This is a genomic window from Pseudomonas fluorescens (genome assembly GCF_902497745.1).
Taxonomy (GTDB): domain Bacteria; phylum Pseudomonadota; class Gammaproteobacteria; order Pseudomonadales; family Pseudomonadaceae; genus Aquipseudomonas; species Aquipseudomonas fluorescens_BM.
The window spans coordinates 28,674-53,702 of the sequence record NZ_CABVHJ010000008.1; the positions used below are offsets into that span (position 1 = coordinate 28,674).

22 protein-coding genes are annotated in these 25,029 nt (G+C 60.9%); 13 read left to right on the top strand and 9 right to left on the bottom strand.

Features of this window, described 5'->3' with window-relative positions; all coding sequences use genetic code 11:
• Window position 1 precedes the first annotated feature (1 nt).
• A complete protein-coding gene (locus tag F8N44_RS14240) occupies window positions 2-970 on the top strand; it encodes a 2-hydroxyacid dehydrogenase (protein WP_150650714.1) in 969 nt (322 codons plus the stop codon).
• Here F8N44_RS14240 and tssA read toward each other — a convergent pair.
• The 5 genes from tssA to F8N44_RS14265 are packed head-to-tail and all read right to left on the bottom strand — an operon-like array spanning window position 967 to window position 8,471.
• Window positions 967-2,049, bottom strand: coding sequence for a type VI secretion system protein TssA (gene tssA / locus F8N44_RS14245; protein ID WP_150650715.1), 1,083 nt, complete (start codon window positions 2,047-2,049; stop codon window positions 967-969). The two genes, F8N44_RS14240 and tssA, sit on opposite strands and share 4 nt — an antisense overlap.
• Complete coding sequence (locus F8N44_RS14250) at window positions 2,046-5,867, bottom strand: type VI secretion system protein (RefSeq protein WP_150650716.1); 3,822 nt, start codon at window positions 5,865-5,867, stop codon at window positions 2,046-2,048. Before F8N44_RS14250 ends, tssA begins: the two co-directional genes overlap by 4 nt.
• Window positions 5,864-6,628, bottom strand: coding sequence for a DotU/TssL family secretion system protein (locus tag F8N44_RS14255; protein ID WP_150650717.1), 765 nt, complete (start codon window positions 6,626-6,628; stop codon window positions 5,864-5,866). The genes F8N44_RS14250 and F8N44_RS14255 overlap by 4 nt, the downstream gene beginning before the upstream one ends.
• Window positions 6,629-6,646: 18 nt before the next feature.
• Window positions 6,647-7,978 (bottom strand): type VI secretion system baseplate subunit TssK, encoded by a 1,332-nt coding sequence (tssK, locus tag F8N44_RS14260; RefSeq protein ID WP_150650718.1) that lies wholly within the window; start codon window positions 7,976-7,978, stop codon window positions 6,647-6,649.
• A 46-nt stretch (window positions 7,979-8,024) separates the two neighbouring features.
• Entirely contained in the window at window positions 8,025-8,471 is a 447-nt protein-coding gene (locus F8N44_RS14265) for a type VI secretion protein (protein ID WP_150650719.1), read from the bottom strand.
• 227 nt (window positions 8,472-8,698) lie between these two features.
• On the opposite strand from F8N44_RS14265, the gene tssB reads away from it, so the two are divergent.
• From tssB to F8N44_RS14315, 10 genes are all read left to right on the top strand, one after another.
• Window positions 8,699-9,241 (top strand): type VI secretion system contractile sheath small subunit, encoded by a 543-nt coding sequence (tssB, locus tag F8N44_RS14270; RefSeq protein WP_064117633.1) that lies wholly within the window; start codon window positions 8,699-8,701, stop codon window positions 9,239-9,241.
• 30 nt (window positions 9,242-9,271) lie between these two features.
• Window positions 9,272-10,753, top strand: coding sequence for a type VI secretion system contractile sheath large subunit (tssC, locus tag F8N44_RS14275; protein WP_007911038.1), 1,482 nt, complete (start codon window positions 9,272-9,274; stop codon window positions 10,751-10,753).
• Window positions 10,754-10,855: 102 nt separating this feature from the next.
• Window positions 10,856-11,353: an Hcp family type VI secretion system effector gene (locus F8N44_RS14280; RefSeq protein ID WP_150650720.1), complete on the top strand. Its 498-nt coding sequence runs from the start codon at window positions 10,856-10,858 to the stop codon at window positions 11,351-11,353.
• Window positions 11,354-11,368: 15 nt separating this feature from the next.
• Window positions 11,369-11,812, top strand: coding sequence for a type VI secretion system baseplate subunit TssE (gene tssE / locus F8N44_RS14285; protein ID WP_150650721.1), 444 nt, complete (start codon window positions 11,369-11,371; stop codon window positions 11,810-11,812).
• Window positions 11,796-13,589 carry a type VI secretion system baseplate subunit TssF gene (gene tssF / locus F8N44_RS14290; RefSeq protein ID WP_150650722.1) on the top strand — a complete coding sequence of 598 codons (1,794 nt, stop codon included), beginning with the start codon at window positions 11,796-11,798 and terminating at the stop codon, window positions 13,587-13,589. The genes tssE and tssF overlap by 17 nt, the downstream gene beginning before the upstream one ends.
• On the top strand, window positions 13,553-14,578 hold the full coding sequence (gene tssG / locus F8N44_RS14295; protein ID WP_150650723.1) for a type VI secretion system baseplate subunit TssG: 1,026 nt from the start codon (window positions 13,553-13,555) through the stop codon (window positions 14,576-14,578). Before tssF ends, tssG begins: the two co-directional genes overlap by 37 nt.
• Before the next feature lie 2 nt (window positions 14,579-14,580).
• Window positions 14,581-17,121, top strand: coding sequence for a type VI secretion system ATPase TssH (gene tssH / locus F8N44_RS14300; protein WP_150650724.1), 2,541 nt, complete (start codon window positions 14,581-14,583; stop codon window positions 17,119-17,121).
• 136 nt (window positions 17,122-17,257) lie between these two features.
• Window positions 17,258-17,740: a hypothetical protein gene (locus F8N44_RS14305; protein ID WP_150650725.1), complete on the top strand. Its 483-nt coding sequence runs from the start codon at window positions 17,258-17,260 to the stop codon at window positions 17,738-17,740.
• A gap of 40 nt (window positions 17,741-17,780) precedes the next feature.
• A complete protein-coding gene (gene tssI / locus F8N44_RS14310; RefSeq protein WP_150650726.1) occupies window positions 17,781-19,790 on the top strand; it encodes a type VI secretion system tip protein VgrG in 2,010 nt (669 codons plus the stop codon).
• A 12-nt stretch (window positions 19,791-19,802) separates the two neighbouring features.
• Complete coding sequence (locus F8N44_RS14315) at window positions 19,803-20,345, top strand: toxin-antitoxin system YwqK family antitoxin (protein ID WP_150650727.1); 543 nt, start codon at window positions 19,803-19,805, stop codon at window positions 20,343-20,345.
• A gap of 347 nt (window positions 20,346-20,692) precedes the next feature.
• On the opposite strand, the gene F8N44_RS14320 is transcribed toward F8N44_RS14315, so the two are convergent.
• Window positions 20,693-21,088: a DUF4280 domain-containing protein gene (locus tag F8N44_RS14320; RefSeq protein ID WP_150650728.1), complete on the bottom strand. Its 396-nt coding sequence runs from the start codon at window positions 21,086-21,088 to the stop codon at window positions 20,693-20,695.
• 190 nt (window positions 21,089-21,278) lie between these two features.
• On the opposite strand from F8N44_RS14320, the gene F8N44_RS14325 reads away from it, so the two are divergent.
• A complete protein-coding gene (locus F8N44_RS14325) occupies window positions 21,279-22,346 on the top strand; it encodes a phosphotransferase family protein (RefSeq protein WP_150650729.1) in 1,068 nt (355 codons plus the stop codon).
• Window positions 22,347-22,369: 23 nt separating this feature from the next.
• Entirely contained in the window at window positions 22,370-23,137 is a 768-nt protein-coding gene (locus F8N44_RS14330; protein ID WP_016985259.1) for an SDR family oxidoreductase, read from the top strand.
• A gap of 122 nt (window positions 23,138-23,259) precedes the next feature.
• On the opposite strand, the gene F8N44_RS14335 is transcribed toward F8N44_RS14330, so the two are convergent.
• The 3 genes from F8N44_RS14335 to F8N44_RS14345 all read right to left on the bottom strand — a co-directional run bounded on the left by F8N44_RS14335 (window position 23,260) and on the right by F8N44_RS14345 (window position 25,020).
• Window positions 23,260-23,910 (bottom strand): trimeric intracellular cation channel family protein, encoded by a 651-nt coding sequence (locus F8N44_RS14335; protein ID WP_224794767.1) that lies wholly within the window; start codon window positions 23,908-23,910, stop codon window positions 23,260-23,262.
• The gene (locus F8N44_RS14340) at window positions 23,895-24,107 is read right to left on the bottom strand and encodes a hypothetical protein (protein WP_150650730.1); all 213 of its coding nucleotides are present in this window, start codon (window positions 24,105-24,107) and stop codon (window positions 23,895-23,897) included. The genes F8N44_RS14335 and F8N44_RS14340 overlap by 16 nt, the downstream gene beginning before the upstream one ends.
• A gap of 655 nt (window positions 24,108-24,762) precedes the next feature.
• Window positions 24,763-25,020, bottom strand: a complete 258-nt coding sequence (locus tag F8N44_RS14345) for a DUF1652 domain-containing protein (RefSeq protein WP_150650731.1) — start codon at window positions 25,018-25,020, stop codon at window positions 24,763-24,765.
• Window positions 25,021-25,029 lie beyond the last annotated feature (9 nt).

A 25,029-nucleotide genomic window follows, 5' to 3' on the forward strand; every position in this document is an offset into this window, starting at 1 on the left:
AATGCCCGCAACCGTTCTGGTACTGGTTGAAACCATCAATGACTATTTGCCGATTCTCGAACATCAGGGCTTTCACCTGATTCTCGCCCCCACGCCCGCCGAACGTGCGCACGCCATTGCCTCCCAAGGCAACCGCATCGATGCGGTACTGACCCGGGGTCCGCTGGGCCTGACGGCCGAAGAGATCGCCGCCCTGCCCGCGTTGAAGATCATCACCGTCATCGGCGCCGGCTACGAACAGGTCGACCTGCAAGCTGCCAGCAACCGTGGCATTACCGTCACCAACGGCGCCGGGGTCAACGCCTCGTCGGTGGCTGACCATGCGATGGCAATGTTGTTGGCACTGGTCCGGGATATCCCGCGTTGCGATGCCGCAGTACGCCGGGGTGAATGGCCGAAGATCATGCGCCCGTCGCTGGCTGGCAAACGCATGGGGATCCTCGGGCTGGGCGCCGTCGGGTTGGCGATCGCCAAACGCGCGAACCTCGGCTTCGACATGGAAATCAGCTACCACAGCCGCCAGGTGCGTAGCGATGTGCCTTATGCGTTCTGCTCGACGCCGACCGAACTGGCCCGGGCGTCAGACTTTCTGATTGTCGCCACGCCCGGTGGCATTGGCACGCAACATCTGGTCACCCGCGCGGTGCTCGATGCGCTCGGGCCGAAAGGCTTCATCGTCAACATTGCCCGCGCCAGCGTCATCGCTACGGCGGATCTGATCACTGCCCTTGAACAGCGCAGAATTGCCGGCGCCGCACTCGATGTGTTCGACCACGAGCCGCAAGTGCCGGATGCGCTGAAAACCCTGAGCAACGTGCTGCTGACACCACACGTCGCCGGCCTGTCACCGGAAGCGACGCAAGGCACGGTCGAATTGGTAGGCAAAAACCTCGTGGCGTTCTTCTCCGGCGAGCCGGTACTGACGCCCATTGCGCTGCCACCGAAACTCAGCAACCAGCGCGTGCACTAAAGCACGCCGAGCAACGTCCACAGGCGCCGTGATTCCGCGTCGGCGCTGATCAACTCACCCAGCAACTCGCTCAGCGGTTTGTTGCCCCACTCGACGCCGCGACGGATCAGATAGGGCACGGGACTGTGAGGTTCCGTGCGGGCCAGGTATTCGGCGATCAGCAGCAATTGCCGATACGCCTCCTCGCGGTTGGCCGGTTCGCGAAATACCTGGGCAACCGGCGCTGGCTCTTCAGGCTGTGGCATGGCGACGGGGGCTTCGACCACGGGTGCCGGCGGTGCCGGTTGTTGTGGGTGCATGGCGATAAACTCCTGAACCAGCTTCAGCAGCGCTTGAATGATGTCCTGCAAGGGGCGCAATCCCGGGCCTTGCTCACCCAGATAAGCATCGCTCCAGCTGTCGAGCCGTTGCAGGTGTTGCAGGCTCAGCAGCAGGTTGCCCTGGGTGCGCAACCAGAACGCCAGCGGTGTGGCGCGAATCTGCTCGCTGAGTTTTTTCTGTTCATTGCGTGCAGTTTCTGCCGAGCTTTTGGCATTCTTGCTGTCGTTGACCTGCACCTGTTGAACCTGCAAACGTCGCCAGACTTCCAGGGTATAGGCTTCAAAATCGTTGTTGCGCGTGCCGAACAGCGGCACGCGAGTGAGCAACACTTCACTGTAGCGACGCACCAGCCACTCCAGCGGAATCACGCGCCACGACTGATCGCCCTCCTCAGCTTGCGGATGCAAATGCTCGGGGAAGCGCTCACACAAACCGACGATCAGCGCCAGGCTGCCGGGCAAACCGTCCAGTGCTTGCAGGTGCAGCCACGCTTCGCCGAGCCAGGCGCTGAGCATCAAGTCCTTGCTGCGTTCGAGCAATAAAGCAGTGGTGAGCTTCTCGACCTCCGGCCAGTTCGCCCGCTTCAGTGTCGACTGCCACACCCCGGTCGGAAGGCTGGCATCATCCTCGCGGCGCAAGTCGCGCAACTGATCGAACTCACGCTCATAGCGCAAATCGACGCCGCAGGGAGCATCCGCGCTGATTGGCGCGAGCAGTTGATCAATCAGGTCTGGCACGGCGGTCGATGGCAGGCTCACAGGTCCTCCTTCTGCGATTCAAGGGCGGCGGTGCTGCCGGTCATCTGAAACGGCGAACGTGGCGCACGGGTGGGCAACGGCGCGATCGACAACGGCAGTTTCGAGCCCTGGCTCATCAGCGACAGGCGCACGAACATTCGCGTGAAGTCGCTGGTGACGCTGTCCGGCGCCCCGGTTACAGGTAAACGCAACGTCAGCGGGAAATCGGTGTAATCCACGTTTGGCTGACGCTGCACCGAGAAGTGCGCCCGCATCATCCGCAGCAGCGACCATGGCCCGCCATACTCCCAGCCGGCCTCCAGATCGCGCACTACCAGATTCGGTTGCTGCGGATCATTGACCGGCCGTTCCTTGCCGTTGCGCGCCCAGCGCAGGGTTATGCGGACAGGTTGACCGACCATCCAGCGCAGATTCGGTTGCTCGGCTGCCGGATAGTTGATCTGCTGATTGCCGGCGAGCAAACCCCAGGCAATCACCTGATCGGCGCCCAGCTCATCATCGCGATCGGTGCGCCAGCGCACGTCCAGCTCGATGCCAAGGATGCCGCTCTTGTCGCGCACGAACAGCGGCGTCAGCCAGGTGCTGGCCTGCTTCAAGCGGTTGAGAAAATCCGCCGCTGCCAGGCGTTCCGGGGTCTGATTGGTGGCAAGGCCGGCCTGCGCGACCGGCAGTTTTTTGTCGATCAGTTGCAGAAAATATTCAACCCGCGCCGGATCGGCGTCCTGCATCTGCACGCCGTTGGCGAACGGAAAGCGATCCGCCAGATATTGATTGAAGTAGTTAGCCAGCTCATTCCAAGCCGCAGCGGCCTGCTGCACTTGCAGCTGCTGACAACGCTGCATGGCTTCCTGTTGCAGCTCCACCGCGCGCATCGCCAACGTGCCGCGCCCGCCGGCGACGTTGGCGGTCTGCAACATTTGCAGGCAGGAATTGACGTCCATCTCGACGAAATCGCGACTGACCAGTTGCTCGATCTGTGCGGGCGAACTGGCCGGGTTGGCCTCTTTGTATTTGCGCAGTTCGTCGTTGAGGGCACTGAACTGCGTCACGCGTTCGTAATCCAGTGCCGACAGATTGGCTTGCTGTGTTGTCAGCCACTGCAACGATGACGTCCGCCGCTCAGTGATGCCGAGCATGGTGTTGAACTGCTGTTTGAGGCTCAGTTTCAGGTCCTGCACGTCGCTGGCGCCGAACAGTTCCAGACCAAGGTTTTTCGAACCGTCCCACTGGCTGATTTCGGCCCGTCCGCCGAACAGTGGTTGTGCGGTGATTTCATCCAGACCACCAATAAGCTGCGCCATGGCGCGGCGGTTGAGCGCCGTTTGCAGACGCGTGGCGAGATCCGGGCGATGCACCTCGACAAAAGCCTTTTGCAGGGCCATGGCTTGCTCGGCCTGCACATTGAACACAGCGTAAGGATGTGCCTGATCGTTGTGATCCTTGAGGCTCAACCACATCGCCTGGGCGGCGGCACGCTCGGCGGCTTTAAGCACCGCAACGCGATAGTCCGGTGGAATGCGTGGCAGTTCTTCGGCGATGTAGCTGTTGTAGTCGGCGAAATATTTCAGCGATTCATTGAGGTCATCACCGTCCACGGTCTGGCCTTGCATATTGACGTTGTCTTCGCTGGCACGCAGGGCGACCGAAACGAAGTCGCGCTTGAACAGCGCCTGTATCGCGTTATCGAGTTTCACCACTTGCTCTTGCAACGCCAATTGCCCGCTGACTTGCTGTACCAGCAAATTGTCCCGCGAGCCGACCTGGGCGATCCATTGATCGCGGAAACTCTGCTGCAAGCGTGACGCTTGCGTGTCGAGGTCTTGCTGGACTTGCACGCCCAACAATGTGCTCTTGCCCACTTTGGCGAGGAAGTCACCATAACCCGGCACCAATTCCTGGCCTTTGCCACGGCTCCACGTTGCATTGGTCAGGGCAATTGCCGCTTGCAGATCGTCGACCAGCGCGGTCAGCTCTTCGAGCTCGCGCAGGCTGTTGCCACTGCCGGCCTCCAGTTGATCGAGGTGTAACTTGAGGTAACCGGCCTTGCTGACAAAGTTGTCGGCGAGGAAATATTGATCCAGCCAGCGCTGCATCAATCCGGAAAAGTTGCTGACGATCAGTGGCCGGTCGACGCTCAGGTCGAGCGCCTGCAAGCTGCCGTCTTCCCCGGCCACGATCAGCCGATTGTAGAAAGCTGCATAGGGCAAGGTGCCCGTGTTGAGGTTCAGCGACAGCGCGTTGTTGCTCAGTTGCACCAAGTCATCCAGTGGCGCGCGCTGATTGTTTTGCACCTGATTGAACAGCTGATTCTGCTGCTCCAATCGCAGTGCCCGATCCACCAGATCGTTAGCTTTCAGATAGTTCTGCCACTGCGCCGGGTCGTCGCTTTCGACACTGCTGCGCCGATCGGTGCTGCGAATCGCTTTGATCTGTGCCAGTTGCGCGCTCAACAGATCATGCAGCGGCACCATGATGTGGCGCTGGGTGGACTGCAAGACTTGCTGCTCAAGCTGATTGTCCAACGAGGAAAACCACGACGTCGGAAACACCAGAGAAACGTAGTTCCAGTGCGGCGCACGCTCCAGCACGCGCCAGAATGTCTGCACGTTACGCCGGGTCGAGTCGACCCGCTGCGCCTCGTCGCTGATCGCCACGTAGTTCTTTTGCGCGCCTTGCATCTGCCGCGCCAGTTCGTGGGCATCCTTGACCGACACGTGCCAGACCCAAAGCATCGCCACGGCCCAGATCACCCCGACCACCAGCGCCACACCGGCCGTCAGCCGCTGCCAGCGCTGACGCAAACGCAGCAGACGCGGCACGCCTTGCGCCAGCCCGCGCTCGCCGACCAGGCGCTGGCGCCACAACTGGCGCACGAACACGCTTTGCTGCAAGCCGCTGTCGTCGGCGGAAAATCCGTCTTTGGCATCCTTCGAGGCCTGACTGGCGCTGAAATAGACACCGCGAAAACACGGCGCTTCACCCTGAGCGTTGCCTTGAAACACCGGTTCCAGAACACTCTGCAAACCGCGTCGCAAGGTTTCCAGACGCTCCGGCAAGGCGTACAGATCGGCGCTGAGCTGGCCGGACAAGGTGCCGATTTCGATGATGGCTTCCGCCACAGCGCGATGGATGCGATCGAGCGCCTGATCGCTCCATTGCCCTTGCCAAACCGCATCGCGCGAATAAGGCGACGACCAGCCCAGGGTACGTTCGCGGGCCTCGTCGGGCAGCGCGCTGATCAACTCCTGGAACCCCGGCAGTTCTTCAAGTCCGGTGATGACCACGTACACCGGCACACTCAGGCCAAAACGTTGCAGCAGATCGATGAAGCGCCGGCGTGCGGCCAGACCGAGGCTGGCAGCCTGTTCGAGATTACTCAGGCGACTGACCGGCACCAGCCAGACCACCCCGTCCAGAGGCCGCTTGCTGCGCATCCGCAAGATCAGACCGAGCAAACGCCACCAGCCGCCACGCTGCAAATGCATACCGTCGTCGGGCAGAAACAGCGCCTGCGGCACCACTAGCACAGCACCTTCCGGGTCCGACCACCAACGGCCGAACCACGCCGGTTTGTCGGTCGGTTGCAGACGCCATTCACTGACCAGTTGCGTGCCCTGGGTTTCGTCGCCGAGCATCAGCAGCCATGGCATCTGATAGCGGTCGTGGCTGCCCTGCTCCTGCTCCATTTGCCGCACGGCTGCGTAGAAACTGCGGATCGCTGCGCCACTCTGGGTGCGCAACCACCACACCACCACGGCGATGATCACGCCAACCAGCAGCAGAGCGACCACCCACGCGACTATCGTCAGGGTACTCATGAGTCTTGCTCCGCTGGCGCCACCGAGTCGATGATCTGCAGCACCGGGTCCAGCTCCGAACGAATATCGCGCCAAAGGAACTGGCCAAGCCCGGTCAGCAACAACATCATCGCCAGTATCCCCAGTGCCAGGCGAAAGCCATCCGGCAGCGCCGTGCGCACCGGCAGTTGCAATGGCGTGGTCAGCGACGGCTGCGCCAGACGCTGACTGACATCGGCATAACTGGCCTCGTCCTGCCAGGCAAAGGTGTACAGCGCCAGCCGCCATTTCTCCAGTTGCGCCTGACTGTGTTCGCCCCGCAAACGCCCATGGAAACCAAGGATCAGGCACTGCAGATACACGTTGGCCAGATCGCGGCTGGTCGGTTGCTGTTCATCGAGCAATGTCTGAATCGCCGACGGCACTTGTTCGCCGGCCTGACGACTGGAATACAGACGCGACTCCAAAGGTTTGTCCTGCCACGCCGACTGCCCGGGCCATGGCGTGAACAACAGGGTTTCGTCGACCAGCGCGACGAACGCATAGACCAGCGCCTTGACCTGATCGGTCGCCGAATCACCGACCCGCGAATAAGCGGTGCGCCACAACCGCTGCGACGCTTGCGTGGACAGTTCGACCACGGTGTCCACCAGCGCTGCTTCGTCCTCGCTGTCCTTGGGCAATTGCACCCAGTCCTGTTGCCATTGTTGCCACGTCTGGCGGAACGCGCTGCTCAACGGTGCGTCCTGCAACCCAAGGCTTGCGGCACTTCCTTGCGACATACGGCGTTCCTTGTGTGATCAGGCACTTTCGCTGTTCTGGGCGATAAACAGCACCACTTGCCACGGACTGCTGGTCAGCTTCGCCGCCGGTGCCGCGATGACCAGCGGCAGTTGCGCGTCGAACCACGTACCTTCGGCCGTGATCACAAACAGCCGCGTGTCCTCGCCGACGCTGTAGGCCACCTGTTCGCTGCGGCTCATGACCTGGTGCGGCAAACCGCTCATGCGTTGACGACTGAGCAGCGCAATGTGCGGCGCCGAGGCGATGATCGCACCACGCAACCAGTCAATAGCCGCTTGTTCGCTGGCGCCGTTGGGCATGCGCAGACCGATCACCAGGCGCTGACCCGGCTGCTCGTCCGGCAGTTGAATGGAAAAGCTGTGCTCACCGCGCTCGAACGGCAGGCTGCGGTAGCCGGCGCGGATCAGTTCGAGGGTGGTTTCCAGCCATTGCAGCACCGCGTCATAACCGCGTTGCAACTCGAGAAAATCCAGCGGTGCAAACGCTGGCACACCGGCCAGCGGATCGAGTGCCGCCCATGCGCCAGCCAGGCCGAGCAGGTGCACATACAGAGACTGCGGGTGAGCAACGCGACTGTTCAGCGCGCCTTCGACTTCCGGCAGGCGTGCCCACAACGCGGTCAGCTGCCGGCGGATTTCCAGCGCGTCGTCCTGATTGCCAGCCTGTTGCGCCTGGCGCAAACGGCCGCCGAGAAACAGGCACTTCTCCCGCGCCCGCGCGCAGAGGCCGGCGATGCGTCGCCCCAGCGCAGACTCGGGCAGCAGCAGTGGTGTTGGCGCGGTGTAAGTCAGCGGCAGGAAGCCGCCGCCCTCCTTGCGGATTTTCAGCAACGGCAGACAGATCGAATCGGCTTTGTTCAGTTGCGTGCACAGGCGTGGATTGGGGCGCCACACGGTGATCGACTCAGGAAATTCACCACTGGTGAGATCCGGCAGTGCGTCACCCACCACCGATTGCAAGCGACCCTTGAGCGGCAGCAACTGCCCGGCACGCCACATCGGGCTGATCGCCAGGTACACGGTGACAGTGGCATCGTCGGTGGCATCGATCGCCGCGCCGACATCCAGTTCCAGCGTCGGCCCGATCCCGGCCTGCAAATCCACGGGCAAGCCGTCGGGCATCGTCCCTTGCAGCGACAAAACGCGCACCACGCCCGCGCTCAGCGCCGAAGGATCGAACTCCATGTGGCTGACACCCCAGAACCACGGATTGCACCCTTGCGCCAGATGCGCGCCGAGCGCTTCGGCTCGCAGCCCTTGCAACTGAAAATGCTGCGGCAGCAATTGCATGCCTTCGTGCCAGCAAACCGCATCAGGTAGCAGACTCATACGACTCCCTTCGACAAGGCCGCAATCCGGCGGCAGCGGCGGTGTTTCAGTGTTTGGGGTTGACCAGGCTCATCTCGCGGCTGTCGAATTTCAGCCACGCCTCACTCTGATCGTCGAGGCGCAAGCGGTGTGCTCCGGGTGTGGTATAGCTGGCGAAGACCAAAAGTCCAGCAGCCTTCTTGCCCCCCAACGGGAAGGGTTGGCGGTCGATGAATTGCCCCGGCACCAGTTCCAGTCCCCACACGCTCATCAACTGACGATAGTCGCGCTGGTACTGTTCGCGCCCGGCGAACCACTGGCTGGCACTGATGCCCGACAATTGCTTGAGCAAGTCGGGGTCGGCGACCGCAATGAAGTCCACGGCAATCGGCGTGTCGTCGTTGGCTTTGGGCGCGACGTCGAGGGTCAGGCTGTCGAGGTCGACCTTCGGCCCGAAGAGGGAGCAACCGGCCAGGGACGCAAACAGCAGTGTTAGAAAAAGTCGTCTACGCAAAATGAATTTTCCTTTTCGCGAACCTGTCCAAAAATGTTTTTGCTTGCATTTTTATAGACCTGTTCTAGCGTCTTGGGTAGTTCGGTTCCTACAGCCGAATCAAGAAGGTTTGTCAAAGGAACGACAGGTCATCTGCCTCCCTTTCTAACCTACGGTCCAGCAAGGGAAAGCGATGAACGGGCCTCCCCGATGCATTGCGCCCGCTCATCGCATCGGAGTCCGCCGACATGGCAGAAAGTACTCAGCACAAGCTCGACCGGGTGCGCCCGCCCCGAGTGCAAATCACTTACGACGTCGAAATCGGCAATGCCATCGAGAAAAAGGAATTGCCACTGGTGGTCGGAATTCTCGCCGATCTGTCGGGCAAGCCACTTGAGCCATTGGCAAAACTGACTGAGCGGCGCTTTACCGAAATCGACCGCGACAATTTCAACGAAGTACTCGCCTCGATCGGTCCGCGCGCTACGTTGCAGGTCAACAACACCCTCAGCGGCGACGACAGCAAGCTCAATATCGAACTCAATTTCAAACACATCGACGACTTCGACCCGGTCAAGGTGGTGGAGCAAGTCACGCCGCTGCGGCGCCTTTTCGAGGCCCGCCAGCGCCTGCGCGATCTGCTGACCAAACTCGATGGCAACGATGACCTGGACAAGCTGTTGCGCGATGTCATCGCCAACACCGAAGGCCTGCAGGAAATCAAATCGGCCCGCCCGGACACCGCTACCCCGGCCGCTGACGCCGAGGCCCCGGCCGAACCGCAAGCCTGATCGTCCACCTAATCGAGGGGAGAATTCGCCATGCCCGCTTCAGCTCAGAAACAAGCCAGCGACAGTACGACCGAGACACTTTCCCTGCTCGACCAGATCATTCTCGACGGCCGCATGGCCCACGATGACAGTCAGCAGGATTACGCCCGCGACATGCTCGCGGAATTCGCCACCCAGGTGCTCGACGAAGGCATGGCCATCGACAAGGACACCGTGGCGATGATCAACGACCGTATCAGCCAGATCGACGAGTTGATCAGCGCCCAGCTCAACGAGGTGCTGCACCATCCCGATCTGCAAAAACTCGAAGCCTCGTGGCGCGGTCTGCACCTGCTGGTGCAGAACACCGAAACCAGCACCCGGCTGAAATTGCGCCTGCTCAACGTCACGCAGAAAGAACTGCAGAACGACCTGGAAAAAGCCGTCGAATTCGACCAGAGCGCACTGTTCAAGAAAATCTATGAAGAGGAATACGGCACCTTCGGTGGCCATCCCTTCAGCTTGCTGGTCGGTGACTACACCTTCGGCCGTCACCCGCAGGACATCGGCCTGCTGGAGAAACTGTCGAACGTCGCCGCCGCTGCACACGCGCCGTTCATTGCCGCCGCCAGCCCGCGCCTGTTCGACATGAACAGCTTCACCGAACTGGCGGTGCCGCGTGATCTGTCGAAGGTGTTCGAGAGCCAGGAACTGATCAAGTGGCGCTCGTTCCGCGAGAGCGAGGATTCGCGTTATGTGTCTCTGGTGCTGCCGCACTTTCTGCTGCGTCTGCCCTACGGTCCCGATACGTCGCCAGTGGAAGGCATCAACTACGTCGAAGACGTCAACGGCACCGACCACAGCAAATACCTGTGGGGCAATGCTGCGTGGGCGCTGTCGCAACGCATCACCGAAGCGTTCGCCAAGTACGGCTGGTGCGCGGCGATTCGTGGTGCTGAAGGTGGTGGCGCGGTAGAAGGTTTGCCAGCGCATACGTTCCGCACCAGCTCCGGCGATCTGTCGCTGAAATGCCCGACCGAAGTGGCGATCACCGATCGTCGCGAGAAAGAGCTTAACGACCTCGGTTTCATCGCCCTGTGCCACAAGAAAAACAGCGATGTGGCGGTGTTCTTCGGTGGCCAGACCACCAACAAATCCAAGGTCTACAACACCAACGAGGCCAACGCCAACGCGCGGATCTCGGCGATGCTGCCATACGTGCTCGCCGCGTCACGTTTCGCCCATTACCTGAAGGTGATCATGCGCGACAAGGTCGGCAGTTTCATGACCCGCGACAACGTGCAGACCTACCTCAACAACTGGATCGCCGATTACGTGCTGATCAACGACAACGCGCCGCAGGAAATCAAGGCGCAGTACCCGTTGCGTGAAGCGCGGGTGGACGTCACCGAAGTCGCCGGCAAGCCCGGCGCCTATCGCGCGACGGTGTTTCTGCGCCCGCACTTCCAGCTGGAAGAGCTGACCGCATCGATTCGCCTGGTGGCGACGTTGCCACCGCCGGTTGCCGCTTAAAGCTCCAGAGAAAACCCTGATGGCGAGAGGATTTGTCCCCTCGCCACGGGTTCCGTGTTCAGCTCATTTGCCTAATGTGAATTTCTTCAGGAGTTTCAAGCGATGGATGCAATCATTCTCGACCTCGGCGGCGACATCAAAGGCGACAGCCTGCTCGAAGGTTTTGCGGACAAGATCGAAGTCATGTCCTACAGCCACAATGTGGCAATGCAAGTCACCAACGACGTCAGCAACTCGGAGCGCACCTCCGGCAAACCGCATATCGGTGAATTCACGGTTACCAAGTTCGTCGACAGCTCGACACCCTCGCTCAACGAGTACTGCTGCGCCGGCAAACCGATCCCCGAAGCAGTCATCACCATCGGCCGCAACGCCGCCGAGGGCAGCGGGCAGTTGATGCCCTTCATCGTCTACACCCTCACCAACGTGGTGCTGTCCAACGTCAGCGTCAGTGGCGGCACCGGCGGCAAACCGGTGGAAACCGTGTCACTGAACTTCACCAAGATCAAATGGGAACTCACCGCGCAAAAAGACGACGGCACCAAGGAAGGCACCGCCGCGTCGACCTGGGACATGGCCGCCAACAAGCTTGTCAGCTAACCCGGCGCCCTGGCCATGGCAGGCACCGGCATGCGTGCACCGCTGTTCGAACGCCTCGCGTCCAGCGAGGCCGAGAACCCGCGCACATTCGATCGGCAGGACTTGCTCGACTCGGTGCACGCCGAGCTCGGGCGCCTGTTCAACACCCGCCGTGGCCCACTCACACGGACCACGCCAGTGAGTGTGATCGACTACGGCATCGTCGACTGGAGCGCCTTGCAACAGCAGCGCAGCGATGATCGGCGCAAGCTGGCGCGAGACATCCGCGAAGCCATCAGCCATTTTGAACCGCGCCTGCTGTTGGGCGAAGTTCAGGTCAATCCATTGCCCGAACAGCCGCAGCGGATGAGCATTCGCTTGCTCGGCGAGTTGCGCAGTGGTCAGCAGCACTGGCCGGTGGCGTTTGTCATTGAGCCCGGCGGCGAGGGACTGGAGGTGCGCCATGAGCGACTCGATTGACCCGCAACTGCTCGACTACTACCAACGCGAACTGACCTGGCTGCGTCACGCCGGCAGCCAGTTTGCCGAGCGCTATCCAAAAGTCGCGCGGCGCCTGGAACTGTCCCCGGGCGAATGCCCCGATCCCCACGTTGAGCGTTTGCTGGAAGGTTTTGCACTGCTCGCCGCACGCCTGCAACGGCGCCTTGATGACGACTACGCCGAGTTCAGCGATGCATTGCTCGAACAACTTTATCCGTTGGCGATGCGGCCGTTGCCGTCCTGCGCCATCGTGCAGTTCGAGCCGGACCCGAGCAAAGGCAACCTCGACGACGGCTATACCCTGCCCCGTGATACGCCGTTATTCGTCACCACCAGCAAAGGCGAGAGCATTCACTTTCGCACCTCGGCCGCCGTTCGTTTATGGCCGATCGAAGTCAGCGAGGCACTGCTGCTGGGCAGCGATGAAGCCCAGGCGTTAACCGGCGTCGCGCAGTCGCGCTCGGCATTGCGTTTGAGCCTGCGTTGCCTGGGCGAGAGCCAGTGGGCAGATCTGGGCATTGAGCAACTGCGCCTCCATCTGGCCGCGTCACCGGTGGTCAATGCCTGCCTGTATGACCTGCTCGGCGCGCATGCGGTGCAGGTGCTGGCGGGGTCGCCGGGCAGTGTTCCGACGGCGCTGAAAGGCTTGCCGAACATCGTCGGTTTCAGCGATGACGAAGCACTGTTGCCGGATGAAGACGGTGTCCATCCAGGCATGCGCTTGCTGGCCGAGTATTTTGCTTTCCCGGACAAATTCCACTTTTTCGATCTGCCGTTGCGCGGAGTCTCCAGCGACAGTCAGACCCTCTATCTGTACATCGTTTTCGACCGTGCCCCCGCTAGCCGCCTGAACTTGCAGGCCAGCGACATCACCTTGGGCTGCGCGCCGGTGATCAACCTGTTCCCGCGGACTTCCGAACCGCTGCGTCCCGACGGCACGCGCAGCGAGTATCGACTGATCGCCGACAGCCACCGCGAGAACAGCGTCGAGATCCACAGCATTCGCGGCATGCGCGCCAGTACCCGCACCGGCGTGCAGCGCCTGCCGGCGTATTACGGCAGCCAGCACAGCGGTGGCGATCAACAGCGTTACTGGCATGCGCGACGGGTCAACGGCATGACGCCAAACCGGCTCGGCAGTGATTTACTGCTGAGCGTGGTCGACACCCGTTTTGAACCGCAAACCGACCTGCCCGACTACAGCCTGACCGCCGAGTTGCTCTGCACCAACCGGTATCTGGCGCAAAGTCTGCCGGCCGGTACGCCGCTGGGTTTCGAGCGCCCCGGTCCGGTCGCCTGGGCACGCCTGCGCAATTCGCCGAGTGCGCAGAGTCTGCCGCGGCTGGACGGTGATTCGCGCTGGCGTCTGGTGTCACAACTGACCCTCAATCATTTGTCGCTGGTCGAAGGGCCGCAGGCGCTGGATGCCTTGAAAGAGATTCTGCATCTGCACAATCTGCGCGATGAGGCCAGCGCCTTGAGACAGATCGAAGGTCTGCTGCAACTCAGCTGCGAACGGGTGATCGGCCATGTCGGTGCCGATGCCTGGCGAGGCTGGCGCAATGGTCTGGAAGTGCAGTTGCAGCTCGATCCGCAGCATTTTGTCGGCAGTAGCGCGGTGCTGTTTTCGGCGGTGCTGGCGCAGTTCTTTTCGCTGTACGCCACGGCCAATCGCTTTGTGCGCACCGTCCTGATGCAGTCCGACAAGGAGGTCAAGGCATGGCAACCCCAAGCCGGCATGCCCCTGTCGCTCTGACCCTGAGCCAACGCCTGCGCCGTGAGCCGCAGGCCTTCGAATGGTTGCAGGCGTTGCTGTTGCTCGAACGCGAGCAACCGCAGGCCGATCCACTCGGCAGCGGCACCTCGCCGCAGACCGAAGCGCTGAAACTGCGCGGGCCACTGACACCGGCGTTTGCCGCCAGCCAGATCGAAGCCCTGCACGAAGAGCCTGGCGAACCGCTGACACTCGACACACCGATATTCGGTCTCGGCGGCCCGGACGGCCCTCTCCCCTACGCCTATCAGGATTGGCTGCAACAACGGGCGCGGGCCAAGGATCATGCACCGGCCGCGTTTCTCGATCTGTTCCAGCATCGCTTGCTCAGCCTGCTCTACAAAGTGATGCGCAAACACCGGGTCGCGTTGGGTTTTGTCACGCCTGGGGCTTCGCCGGTGCAGGCGCAATTGCGCGCGCTGACCGGTTTGCTGCCCAAGGCCTTGCAGGAGCGCCAGGCTGTTCCCGACTGCGCCGTGCTCGCGTGCACGGCGTTGTTTGCCGATGGCCGTCGCTCGTTGGCGGGGTTCGCCGCGATTGTCCGCGAGCAGTTTGGCGTGCCGGTCGAATTGAGCGCTTACGAAGGTGCCTGGCGACAGATCCCGTCCGCCAGCCGCAGTGTGATGAAAGCCGGTGGACGCAACCTGCAACTGGGCCGCAGCGCCGTGGCTGGCACGCGGGTCTGGGATGAGCACGCCGGCATTCGCCTGACCCTCGGGCCGTTGCCATCGATACAGGCGGCGCGCTTTCTCCCGGATGGCGAAGCACACCCGGCACTGGCCAGCCTCGCCGGGTTGTATTTCGGCCCGGACCTGGACGTCAGGCTGGTGCTGCGGGTGCGCGGAGCCGGGCCGCTGAAACTCGCTCGCCAGACCCCGGTTCTGCTGAGCTGGAACGGCGGTTTGCAGCGTCAGGCCAGCCTCGGCGTGCAAACCATCGAAACCCGCCTTCGTCAGCTGGAGATCACCTGAACATGGAACTGGCCAGCCTGATCGGACGCCTCAACCCGGATAACCGCCGCGCCCTTGAGCGCGCCGCGCAGCGCTGTCTGCAACGCGGCCATCACTTTGTCGAGATCGAACATCTGTTGCTCGAGCTGCTCGACATCGAGGGCGGTGATTTGGCTTTTCTGCTGCCGCGTTTCGGCCTGGAACGTGATGCGCTCACGGCGGAGATCAACAAGGCGCTGGACCTGTTCAAGGCGGGCAGTACGCGCACGCCGGCGCTGTCGTCACACACCCTCGGTCTGCTCGAAGATGCAGTGGTGCAGGCCAGTGTGTTGGGGCTCGACAGTATTCGTTCCGGATTGCTGTTGTTGGCGTTGGTTGATCGCGATGAACGCCGCAGCTTGCTGCTCAACAGCGCCTCGTCGTTGCTGCGGATTCCCAAGGAAGCACTGCGCGCGAATCTGCTGGAATGGACGGAAAACTCTCGTGAGCATGTCGGTGCGCGTCCGGGTTCATCGGCCAATTCAGCCCCCCGCCGGGACTCGGTGCTCGATCAATACACCCAGGACCTGACGGCCGACGCGCATGCCGGACGCATTGATCCAATCGTGGGTCGCGACGGTGAAATTCGCCAGTGCATCGACATTCTGCTGCGCCGTCGGCAAAACAATCCGATTCTGGTCGGCGCACCGGGTGTGGGTAAAACCGCCGTGGTCGAAGGCCTGGCCCTGCGCATCGCTGCCGGGGATGTGCCGCCGTCGTTGCAGGAAGTCAGCCTGCGGGTGCTCGACCTCGGTCTGTTGCAGGCCGGTGCCGGGGTCAAAGGTGAATTCGAACAGCGCTTGAAGGGCGTGATTGACGCGGTGCGCAGTGCCGACAAACCGATCATCCTGTTCATCGACGAAGCCCACACCCTGATCGGTGCGGGCGGTGCCGAGGGTGGCAGCGATGCCGCCAACCTGCTGAAACCGGCGCTGGCCCGTGGCGAGTTGCGCACCCTCGCTGCCACGACGTGGATGGAATACAAAAAATATTTCGAGAAAGACCCTGCCCTCGCCCGCCGCTTTCAACTGGTGCAGGTTGAAGAACCGGACGAAATCACTGCCGTGGAAATGCTTCGCGGCGTGGCCGCCAAACTTGAACAGCACCACGGCGTACAAGTGCTCGATGCCGCTATTCATGAAGCGGTGAAGCTCTCGCACCGCTACATTTCCGGCCGCCAGTTACCGGACAAAGCCATCAGCGTGCTCGACACCGCGTGCGCCCGCGTCGCCCTCGGCCAGCATGATGTGCCGCCGCCGCTGGAGAGCCTGCGCCACCGCCAGCAAAGTCTGAAAGAAGAAGTCGAACGTCTGCGCCGCGAACAGGCCACCGGGCTGGACCACCGCGAACGCATCACGCTGCTGGAAAGTGAATCGAAGACCAATGTGCAAGCCATCCGCGAACTGGAAACCCGCTGGAGCGAAGAGCGCGTTGCCGTACGCGAGCTGCTCGATACCCGGCGCGAACTGCTGGCCTTGAGCGAACGTGCCGACAGCGACAAACCCGATGAAGCCACCGACAGCCGCATCGATCATCTCGCCGCCGAACTGTTGCGCCTGGAGGCCGGACTCGACGCGATTCGCCAGGACGATCCACTGGTGCCAGAGCAGGTCGACACCAAAACCGTCGCCGCCGTGATTGCCGGCTGGACCGGCATCCCCGTCGGCAAAATGCTCGCCGACGAAGCCCACGCCGTGCGCACTCTAGGCACACGCATGGGCCAACGCGTGATGGGCCAAAGCATCGCGCTCAATACCATCGCACAACGTTTGCAGGCCTACCGCGCCGGACTTACCGACCCGCAAAAACCAGTGGGTGTGTTCCTGTTGGTCGGACCCACGGGCGTCGGTAAAACCGAAACCGCTTATGCCTTGGCTGATGCGTTGTACGGCGGTGAACGCAACCTCATCAGTATCAATCTTTCCGAATATCAGGAAGCCCACACCGTCAGCCAACTCAAAGGCGCACCACCGGGTTATGTCGGTTATGGCAGCGGCGGCGTACTGACCGAAGCGGTGCGGCGCAAACCCTATTCGGTGGTGTTGCTCGATGAAATCGAGAAGGCGCACCCGGATGTGCTCGAGGCGTTCTACAACGTTTTCGATAAAGGCTTGATGGAGGACGGCACCGGGTTGGTGGTCGATTTCAAGAACACCGTGATGCTCGCCACCAGCAACGTCGGCGCCGAACTGTTGCTCGATACCCCGGTTGCGCAACTCGGCTCCGAAGCCTTCAACGAAGCCCTGCACAAGGTCCTGCTGCAAGCCTTCCGCCCGGCATTTCTGGCGCGCATGACCGTGGTCGCGTATCGGCCACTGGATGAGCAGACACTGGAAGGGATTGTGCTGGCGAAACTGGAGAAATTGCGCGGGCGTTACAAGGCAGCGACCGGCAAGCAGTTCGAGTTCGATTCGGGAATTGTCAAAGCAGTGCTGGCCAAGTGCAGCGCGGCCGGCGCGCGGGATGTCGAGAATGTGTTGATGACGCAAGTAACCGGGAAACTGGCGGAGTGGGTGTTGGAGTAAGGCCCGGGGTCCGCCACAAGTGCACGATAACCGTGATGAAAGAAAGGCGCTCGTCCAAAACTGACAAGGATAAAGTCATGAAAAAAAGCCTGTCCCCATTTTGGCGCCACTGAATCTTGCAAGAGGAATTATCAAAATGTCTGCAACAAGTGTCTGGAGCTGCATTCAATCCTATCGCACCAGCAAAGCCCAGGATCTGGAGCGTTTATTCGTGTCGCAAGCCAAGATAATCGAATGTCTGGAAGGCTACAGCGGAAAAGATGAATATCACGGACATGAATCAGGTGCTGCAGGTGGCCCAGAGTCGCCAGCAGCGACTATAAACCTTAATCGTGCGATCGCTTTCCTGGAACAAAACAAACCAACCATTGCGCAGGAAGAGAAAAAGTCTAACAGCATGAACCACCTTCAAAAGAAAAGCCTGAGTCAGACAGATACGCTTATAAACATAATAAGAACCAATAATGACCTGGGAGCGATCCCTGCACTGCTTCATGCGAAAGCCACCGAACTGAAAACCGAGCAACCCTGGCATTCAATGCGGCTCGTCTGGGCCGAGTTCGAAAACAAGTATCGACTGAAGAAAAACAAGAAGCCCCTCAAATCAAGCTACCAATGATCAGAAAAACGCGATCAGTTCCATTGAATGAAGGTGCTCAATGCCCCGCTCAATCGACAGCAATACCACCCTGTCCCTCACCGCCCCCTCGCTGTCGGCGCTTTATCCTGAATCGCTATCGGGTGAAGAAGCGCTCAATGCACTCGGTTCGCAAACCCTTAACGGCCTCAATGACGGCGCGTCCCTCACCCTGAGCAACGCCGTCGCCACCCACCTCACCACCACGTTTCACAACGACGCCCAACTACGCCCGTTCGACGCACTGGTCGCCGAGATCCGCCAACTTCCCGCCGACGCCACCGCCGAACGCTATCAGCTTCTATTAAGACCATGGCTATGGTGGCTGAAGCTGGCCAGCAACAACCGCGTGTTCCAGAACCTCGCGACCTCGGACATCGTCAGCACCATCTTCAAGGCCCACGGCTTCAGCGATTTCAAGCTGTCGCTGACCGGCAGCTATACGCCACGCGAGTACTGCGTGCAGTACGGTGAAACGGATTTCGCGTTCGTCTCACGGTTGTTGGAAGAGGAAGGAATTTTCTGGTTTTTCACCCACGAGGACGGCAAACACACGCTGGTGCTCGGCGACAGCAACGACGCCTTCGTGCCGATCCCCAACGGGCCGACGGTCAATTACCTGGGCCAGGGCTTGGGCGAACGTGAATTGCATGGCATCCGTTCCGGCCAAGTCTGTTTGCAAGCCGTGGCCGGGGTGTATCGGGCGACGGATTATGAGTTCACTACGCCGACAACCTCACTGTACGACCAGGCCGAAGCCGTGGCCGGCCCCCTGACAATTTATGAGCATCCGGGCGGTTATAACGCCAAGGCGCGTGGCGATATGTTGACCAAACAACGCGTCGACGGCTTACGCAGCGAGGAAAAACGCTTTGTCGGTGAAAGCGACTGTCGCTGGTTGATTCCGGGGCACTGGTTCACCCTCGGTGGTCACGACGATGCAAGCCTGAACATTGATTGGGTCGTCACGCGGGTCACCCATGACGCCAGCCACGAAAGTTATCGCAACCGCTTCGAAGCGATCCCCAAAGCCACGCCGTTTCGCCCGCAACGTTTGACGCCAAAGCCGCGCATGCATCCGCAGACAGCCATTGTCGTGGGCAAATCCGGCGAGGAAATCTGGACCGATGAATACGGCCGGATCAAGTTGCAGTTTCCGTGGGATCGCGACGGCAAGAATGACGAAACCAGCTCCTGCTGGGTACGCGTGGTGTTGCCGTGGAGTGGCAAGGGGTTCGGCATGCAGTTCATCCCGCGCATCGGCCAGGAAGTCATCGTCACGTTTATCGACGGTGATCCGGACCGGCCACTGGTCACCGGTTGCGTTTATAACGGCGACAACGCCCTGCCCTATGCCCTCCCGGCCAATCAGACGCAATCGGGAATCAAGACCCAGTCATCCAAGGGTGGCGGCGGTTTCAACGAGCTGCGCTTCGAAGACAAAAAGGACGCGGAAGAACTGTTCTTGCAGGCGCAGAAGGATTTCAACATCAACGTCCTCAACGACACCACTGCCACCGTCGGCCACGACGAAACCCTCACCGTGCAGAACGCGCGCACCCGCACAGTGAAGGACGGCGACGAGACGGTGACGCTGGAAAAAGGCAAACGCAGCGTGACCATTCAGACCGGCAGCGACAGTCTCGATGTAAAGGACAGCCGCACGGTGAAAGTCGGCGCCGACCAGAACCACAGTACCGGCGGCAATTTCACCGACAAAGTCACAGGCGATTACAGCCTGACGGTCGACGGCAACCTGACGATCAAGGTCAGCGGCACCCTGACCCTGCAAAGTGGCGGCAGTTTCACAATCAAAAGCGGCGCCGACCTGGCCACCGAGGCCAGCACCTCGATCACCCACAAGGCTGGAACGGCCTTGACCAATCAGGCCGGAACTTCACTGGACAACAAGGCCGGCACGACGCTGACCAACGACGCCGGCATCAGCCTGACCAACAAGGGCGCCGCCTCGCAGACCGTGGATGGCGGCGGCATGCTGACCATCAAGGGCGGTCTGGTGCAGGTCAACTGACAAGGAGCAGCCATGGCGATCACACCGCTGGATCTTCAGCAGAATGACAAACAGCTCAAGGGGCGCTTGCAGGACGGTCAACTCGATGGCCCGTTGAACATCAAGGATGACGGGCGCAAACAGGCGGATCTGCATTACAGCCAGGGCGAGCTGCAAGGCACGTCATTGCTCTATCACCCCAACGGCAAGGTCTCGGCGCAGATGCCGTTTGTGCGCGACAAACTGCAAGGCGTGGCGAGTTTTTACGCTCCGGAGGGTTTTCTCCAGCGCAAGGCGACGTATCGACGTGGGCTGCTGCATGGGGAGGCATTCAACTATTTCCCTGATGGCCAGGTGGCTGAGGCTGAGTTCTATCGCGATGGCGTACGTGAGGGGCGTTATCAGCGCTTTCATCCGAATGGCAAACCAGCGCTGGAAGCACGCTATGTGAACGGGCAATTGCTGGAGCCGGAGCAAGGGTTTGCCGACGACGGGCGGCCGCTGGGTGCGGACGGCAAACCGATTTCACGGGTGCGCTGGTGGTATCGGCAGTGGGCGGATCCGCAGCAGGCCTGAGAACCTTGAAGAGCCCCTCACCTAGCCCTCTCCCCGAGGGAGAGGGAACTGATCGGGGGATATTGAAGAGGTACGCCGACGTGAAGGATATGCAGAGAATCCACAATCGACTCGGTCGTTCAGATCGACAGATTTTTGGGAACACCTCGGTCGGCTCCCTCCCTGGGGGAGAGGGAACTGATCGAGGGGAGATTGGCGAGTTACGCCGACGTCTAAGACATGTTTTGAATCCATAATCGACTCGGTCGTTCAGGTCGATGTATCTCGGCAGACACCTCGGTCGGCTCCCTCTCCCTCCGGAAGAGGGCTGGGGTGAGGGGCGGCGGTATTCGGATAAACGCCAAACGTCAGGGAATAAGCATCTGCATCTGCCCCGGCATCGCAATCTTGATCACCCCCGCCCAATTGCACATCAACGTTGAGTTGGCATCAATCGCTGGCATCCCGCCCAGCAATAACGTCGGCGCGCCACCGGGAATCCACGGTGTGGCCGTCGCCGGTATACACGGCATCGGCGTCAACACCCCCAACGCGGCCGCCGTCGCAGCGGCCACCATCGGGTTGGCCAGGCTCATGCACACGCCAAACGGCAGGATATTCACCAACGGGATGTGATCCATGATGTTCGCCGCCGGCATCCCGCCGGTCAGCGTGCGGTTGACCGGCAATACGTTGAGCATCGACGGCGCGGCGCCGAAGCTGCACTGCAACGTGGCCGTGGCACAGACTTGCGGACAGCCCATTTCAAAGCTCCTTTTCGACCATGGCATACCCGCTAAACCTTAGTCTGCCGCAGCCCGTCGCGCACATTCCCAAAGGTGATTATCCGGCAACACGCTAACCTATAAGACCGACCCGCGCTTGTGACCGCCCGAGCGCCCCATTAGATTAGCCAATGATGTCTGGCCTCCAAAATAAGCAGAAGGGATAAGCATGGCGCTTACTGACCAGTCCACCCGTATCCGCTCTGGCGAAGAACTCGATGCCAGCCTGATCGATCCGTACCTCAAGGCACATATTCCGGGCCTGAGCGGCCTGCCTGCGATCAGCCAGTTCCCCGGTGGTGCGTCGAACCTGACCTACCTGCTGGAATACCCGGAACAGGAATTCGTCCTGCGCCGTCCGCCGTTCGGCCACAAGGCCAAATCGGCCCACGACATGGGCCGCGAATTCCGCATCCTCAATCAATTGCGCGACGGCTTCCCGTATTGCCCGAAAGCCTACGTGCACTGCACCGACGAATCGGTGATCGGCGCCGAGTTCTATGTGATGGAACGGGTCAAAGGGATCATCCTGCGCTCGGAACTACCGCCGGAACTGGGCCTCGATTCGGCAAAAACCGAAGCCTTGTGCAAAAGCTTCATCGACCGTTTCGTTGAACTGCACCGCGTCGACTACAACGCCTGCGGCCTCGGCGACCTGGGCAAGCCGGAAGGCTACGTTGCCCGCCAGATCAAAGGCTGGAGCGAGCGCTATGAGAAAGCCCTGACTCCGGATGCGCCGCACTGGGAAAAGGTCAAAGCCTGGCTCAACGACAAGATGCCGGCCGACCACCCGACGTCGAGCATCGTCCACAACGACTACCGCTTCGACAATGTCATTCTCGACCCGCAAAACCCGATGCAGATCATCGGCGTGCTCGACTGGGAACTGACCACCCTGGGCGACCCGCTGATGGACCTGGGCAACACCCTCGCGTATTGGATAGAGGCGGACGACCCGGCGCCGGTGCAACTGATGCGCCGCCAGCCGAGCCATGCGCCGGGCATGCTCACCCGCCGTGAGTTCGTCGATTACTACGCCGAACGCTCGGGCATCCAGATCGACAACTTCGACTTCTACTACACCTACGGCCTGTTCCGTCTGGCCGGCATCGTGCAGCAGATCTACTACCGCTTCTACCATGGCCAGACCCAGGACAAACGCTTCGCGCAGTTCATTCACATGAACAAACTGCTGGAGCAGATGAGCCTGCAAGTCATTGCGAAATCGAGCCTCTGACGGCCCACACCAAGGAACCCTTAATGTCCAAGACTCAGTTGTTCGACCTCGACGGCAAGATCGCTTTCGTTTCCGGCGCCAGCCGTGGCATCGGTGAAGCCATCGCCAAACTGTTGGCCCAGCAAGGGGCCCACGTGATCGTCTCGAGCCGCAAACTCGACGGCTGCCAACACGTGGCCGACGCGATCATTGCTGCGGGCGGCAAGGCTACAGCTGTGGCCTGCCACATCGGTGAAATGGAACAGATTGCCCAAGTATTCGCCGGGATCAAGGAACAGTTCGGCCGCCTCGACATTCTGGTCAACAATGCTGCGACCAACCCGCAATTCTGCAACGTGCTGGACACTGACCTGAGCGCGTTCCAGAAGACTGTCGACGTGAACATTCGCGGCTACTTCTTCATGTCGGTCGAAGCCGGCAAACTGATGCGCGAAAACGGTGGCGGCAGCATCATCAACGTTGCGTCGATCAACGGCATTTCGCCGGGGATCTTCCAGGGCATCTACTCGGTGACCAAAGCGGCGGTGATCAACATGACCAAGGTCTTCGCCAAGGAATGCGCGCAGTTCGGCATCCGCTGCAACGCCCTGCTGCCGGGCCTGACCGACACCAAGTTCGCCTCGGCACTGGTGAAAAACGATGCGATTCTCAAGCAGGCGCTGACACAGATTCCGCTCAAGCGTGTGGCCGATCCGAGTGAAATGGCCGGTGCGGTGTTGTACCTGGCCAGTGATGCGTCGAGCTACACCACCGGGGTTGCGCTGAATGTCGACGGTGGGTTCTTGTCCTGATCCCGGGCAAATGATTAACCCTGTGGGAGCGAGCCTGCTCGCGAATGCGGTGTGTCATTCAACAAATATGTTGGCTGACATGGCCCCTTCGCGAGCAGGCTCGCTCCCACAGGGATCGTGTATCAGGCTATGACTTTCGGCAATTGCCAACCGAAATGTACCGACAGCAAACGCAACGTCAAACACCCCGCCCCCGCCAGCAACGCCGCCGCCACCGGCGAAACGCCCAGCCTGCGCGCAACGATCAACACCGCCGCACCGACAAACGCCGAACTCGCATACAAATCCGCCTGCAACACCAGCGGTATCCGCGCCAGCACAATGTCGCGAATCACCCCGCCACCAACCCCCGTGATCGTGCCCATCAGCATCGCCACAAACGGCGTAATGCCGAAATTCAACGCCTTCTGCGCACCCGCCACGGCAAACAGCGCCAACCCCGCAGCGTCGAGCACAACCAGTGTCGATCCAGACCAGCCCAGCACCTGCTCATGAAAGACAAACGCCAGCCCGCCCATGAAAAACGCCAGCGCCGGGTAGCGCCAATCGGCCACGGCATTGGGTGGCGTCGCACCAATCAAAAGATCACGGGTGACCCCGCCGCCGAGGGCGACGATAAACGCAATCACCATCACCCCGAGCAAATCAAGCTGACTGCGCATCGCCGCAATCGCACCCTCGACAGCAAACACCGCCGTGCCGACCAGGTCCGCCACCAGCACAATCCGCTCAACCCGGGACTTACGCCCCGCCGGCGCTACTGCGTGACGCAACGGGTGGTGGTGATGTGGCGAGTCACCTGCCCGTCGGCGTACACGTCACCGGCGACCTCAGTGTTTTCGAGCACCTGACACGTGCGCTCCGGCGGTGGCGGTGGCGTCACTGGCGGAGGGGGTGGAGGACTGGCGCAGCCCGCCAGCAAAACGGCAAAAAAAACCAACGGCAACACGCGTTTCCCAGGATTGTTCATAGGACGACCCGCGATGAATGGAAGAGCAACTCCCGCGACCGAACCGACCACGGAAGACCTGACCACTCATTCTTTATAGCCGAGGCCCCCGCAAGCGCCAGTGAATAGGCCGGATCGGGAGGGGTATGGCTGTCGATTTTGCGTTGGAATCAGCGAGGGTTGGCAGGCTGGGATTCGCTTTGCCAGACAGGCCGCCATCGCGAGCAAGCTCGCTCCCACAGAAAAGCAAAAGCAAGGCAACTCCCACCTAGCATCGCTTCTGCTTTTCACCACTCAACAGGATGAGCGTTAGCTCGGCTGCAGCTCTTGATCTTGCCGTGCTGGCCCCTTCGGCAGGCTGAGTGGAGGGATTGATACGGGGGTGGGAGCGCAGCGACCGTTTGGCGAAGCCAAACACAGCGAGAGGAGGTGCAGCGAAGCAAACCGTAGGCGCTGCCCCCGGATCGATCCCGGAACGAAGGAACCCCGAGCTTTAGCGAGTGGGCCGAACGCCGGGGCCCAGCCTTTTGGTTACTTTTTGCTGGGCCGGCACTCCGGCGTTTGAAAAAGTGACCCGCTGTAAGAGCGGAACCGCCACCCGCAGCACCCGAAAAAACGGATATACACCCAAACCCCAAGAGCATGGTCGGCCCAAAGGCCGCCAAGCCCAAAAGCCCTAAGCCAAATCCGGATCCCGAAACAAACGCAAAGAATTGCTCTCAAGCTCATACCGCAACTCTTCAACCAACGCTTCAACAGCCTCAGGCGTACGCAACGCATCAAGCTTCAACCCGCTGATCACCAGATCCACCTGCCCCGACACCGGGTGATACAGCTTCACCGTCAGCGAATGATCACCATCAACCAGACACTCACACGCCAGCGGCGAAAAACTACGCTCAAGCTGCGCGCGCAACTGCACAAGATTCATCATTGCGGCTGT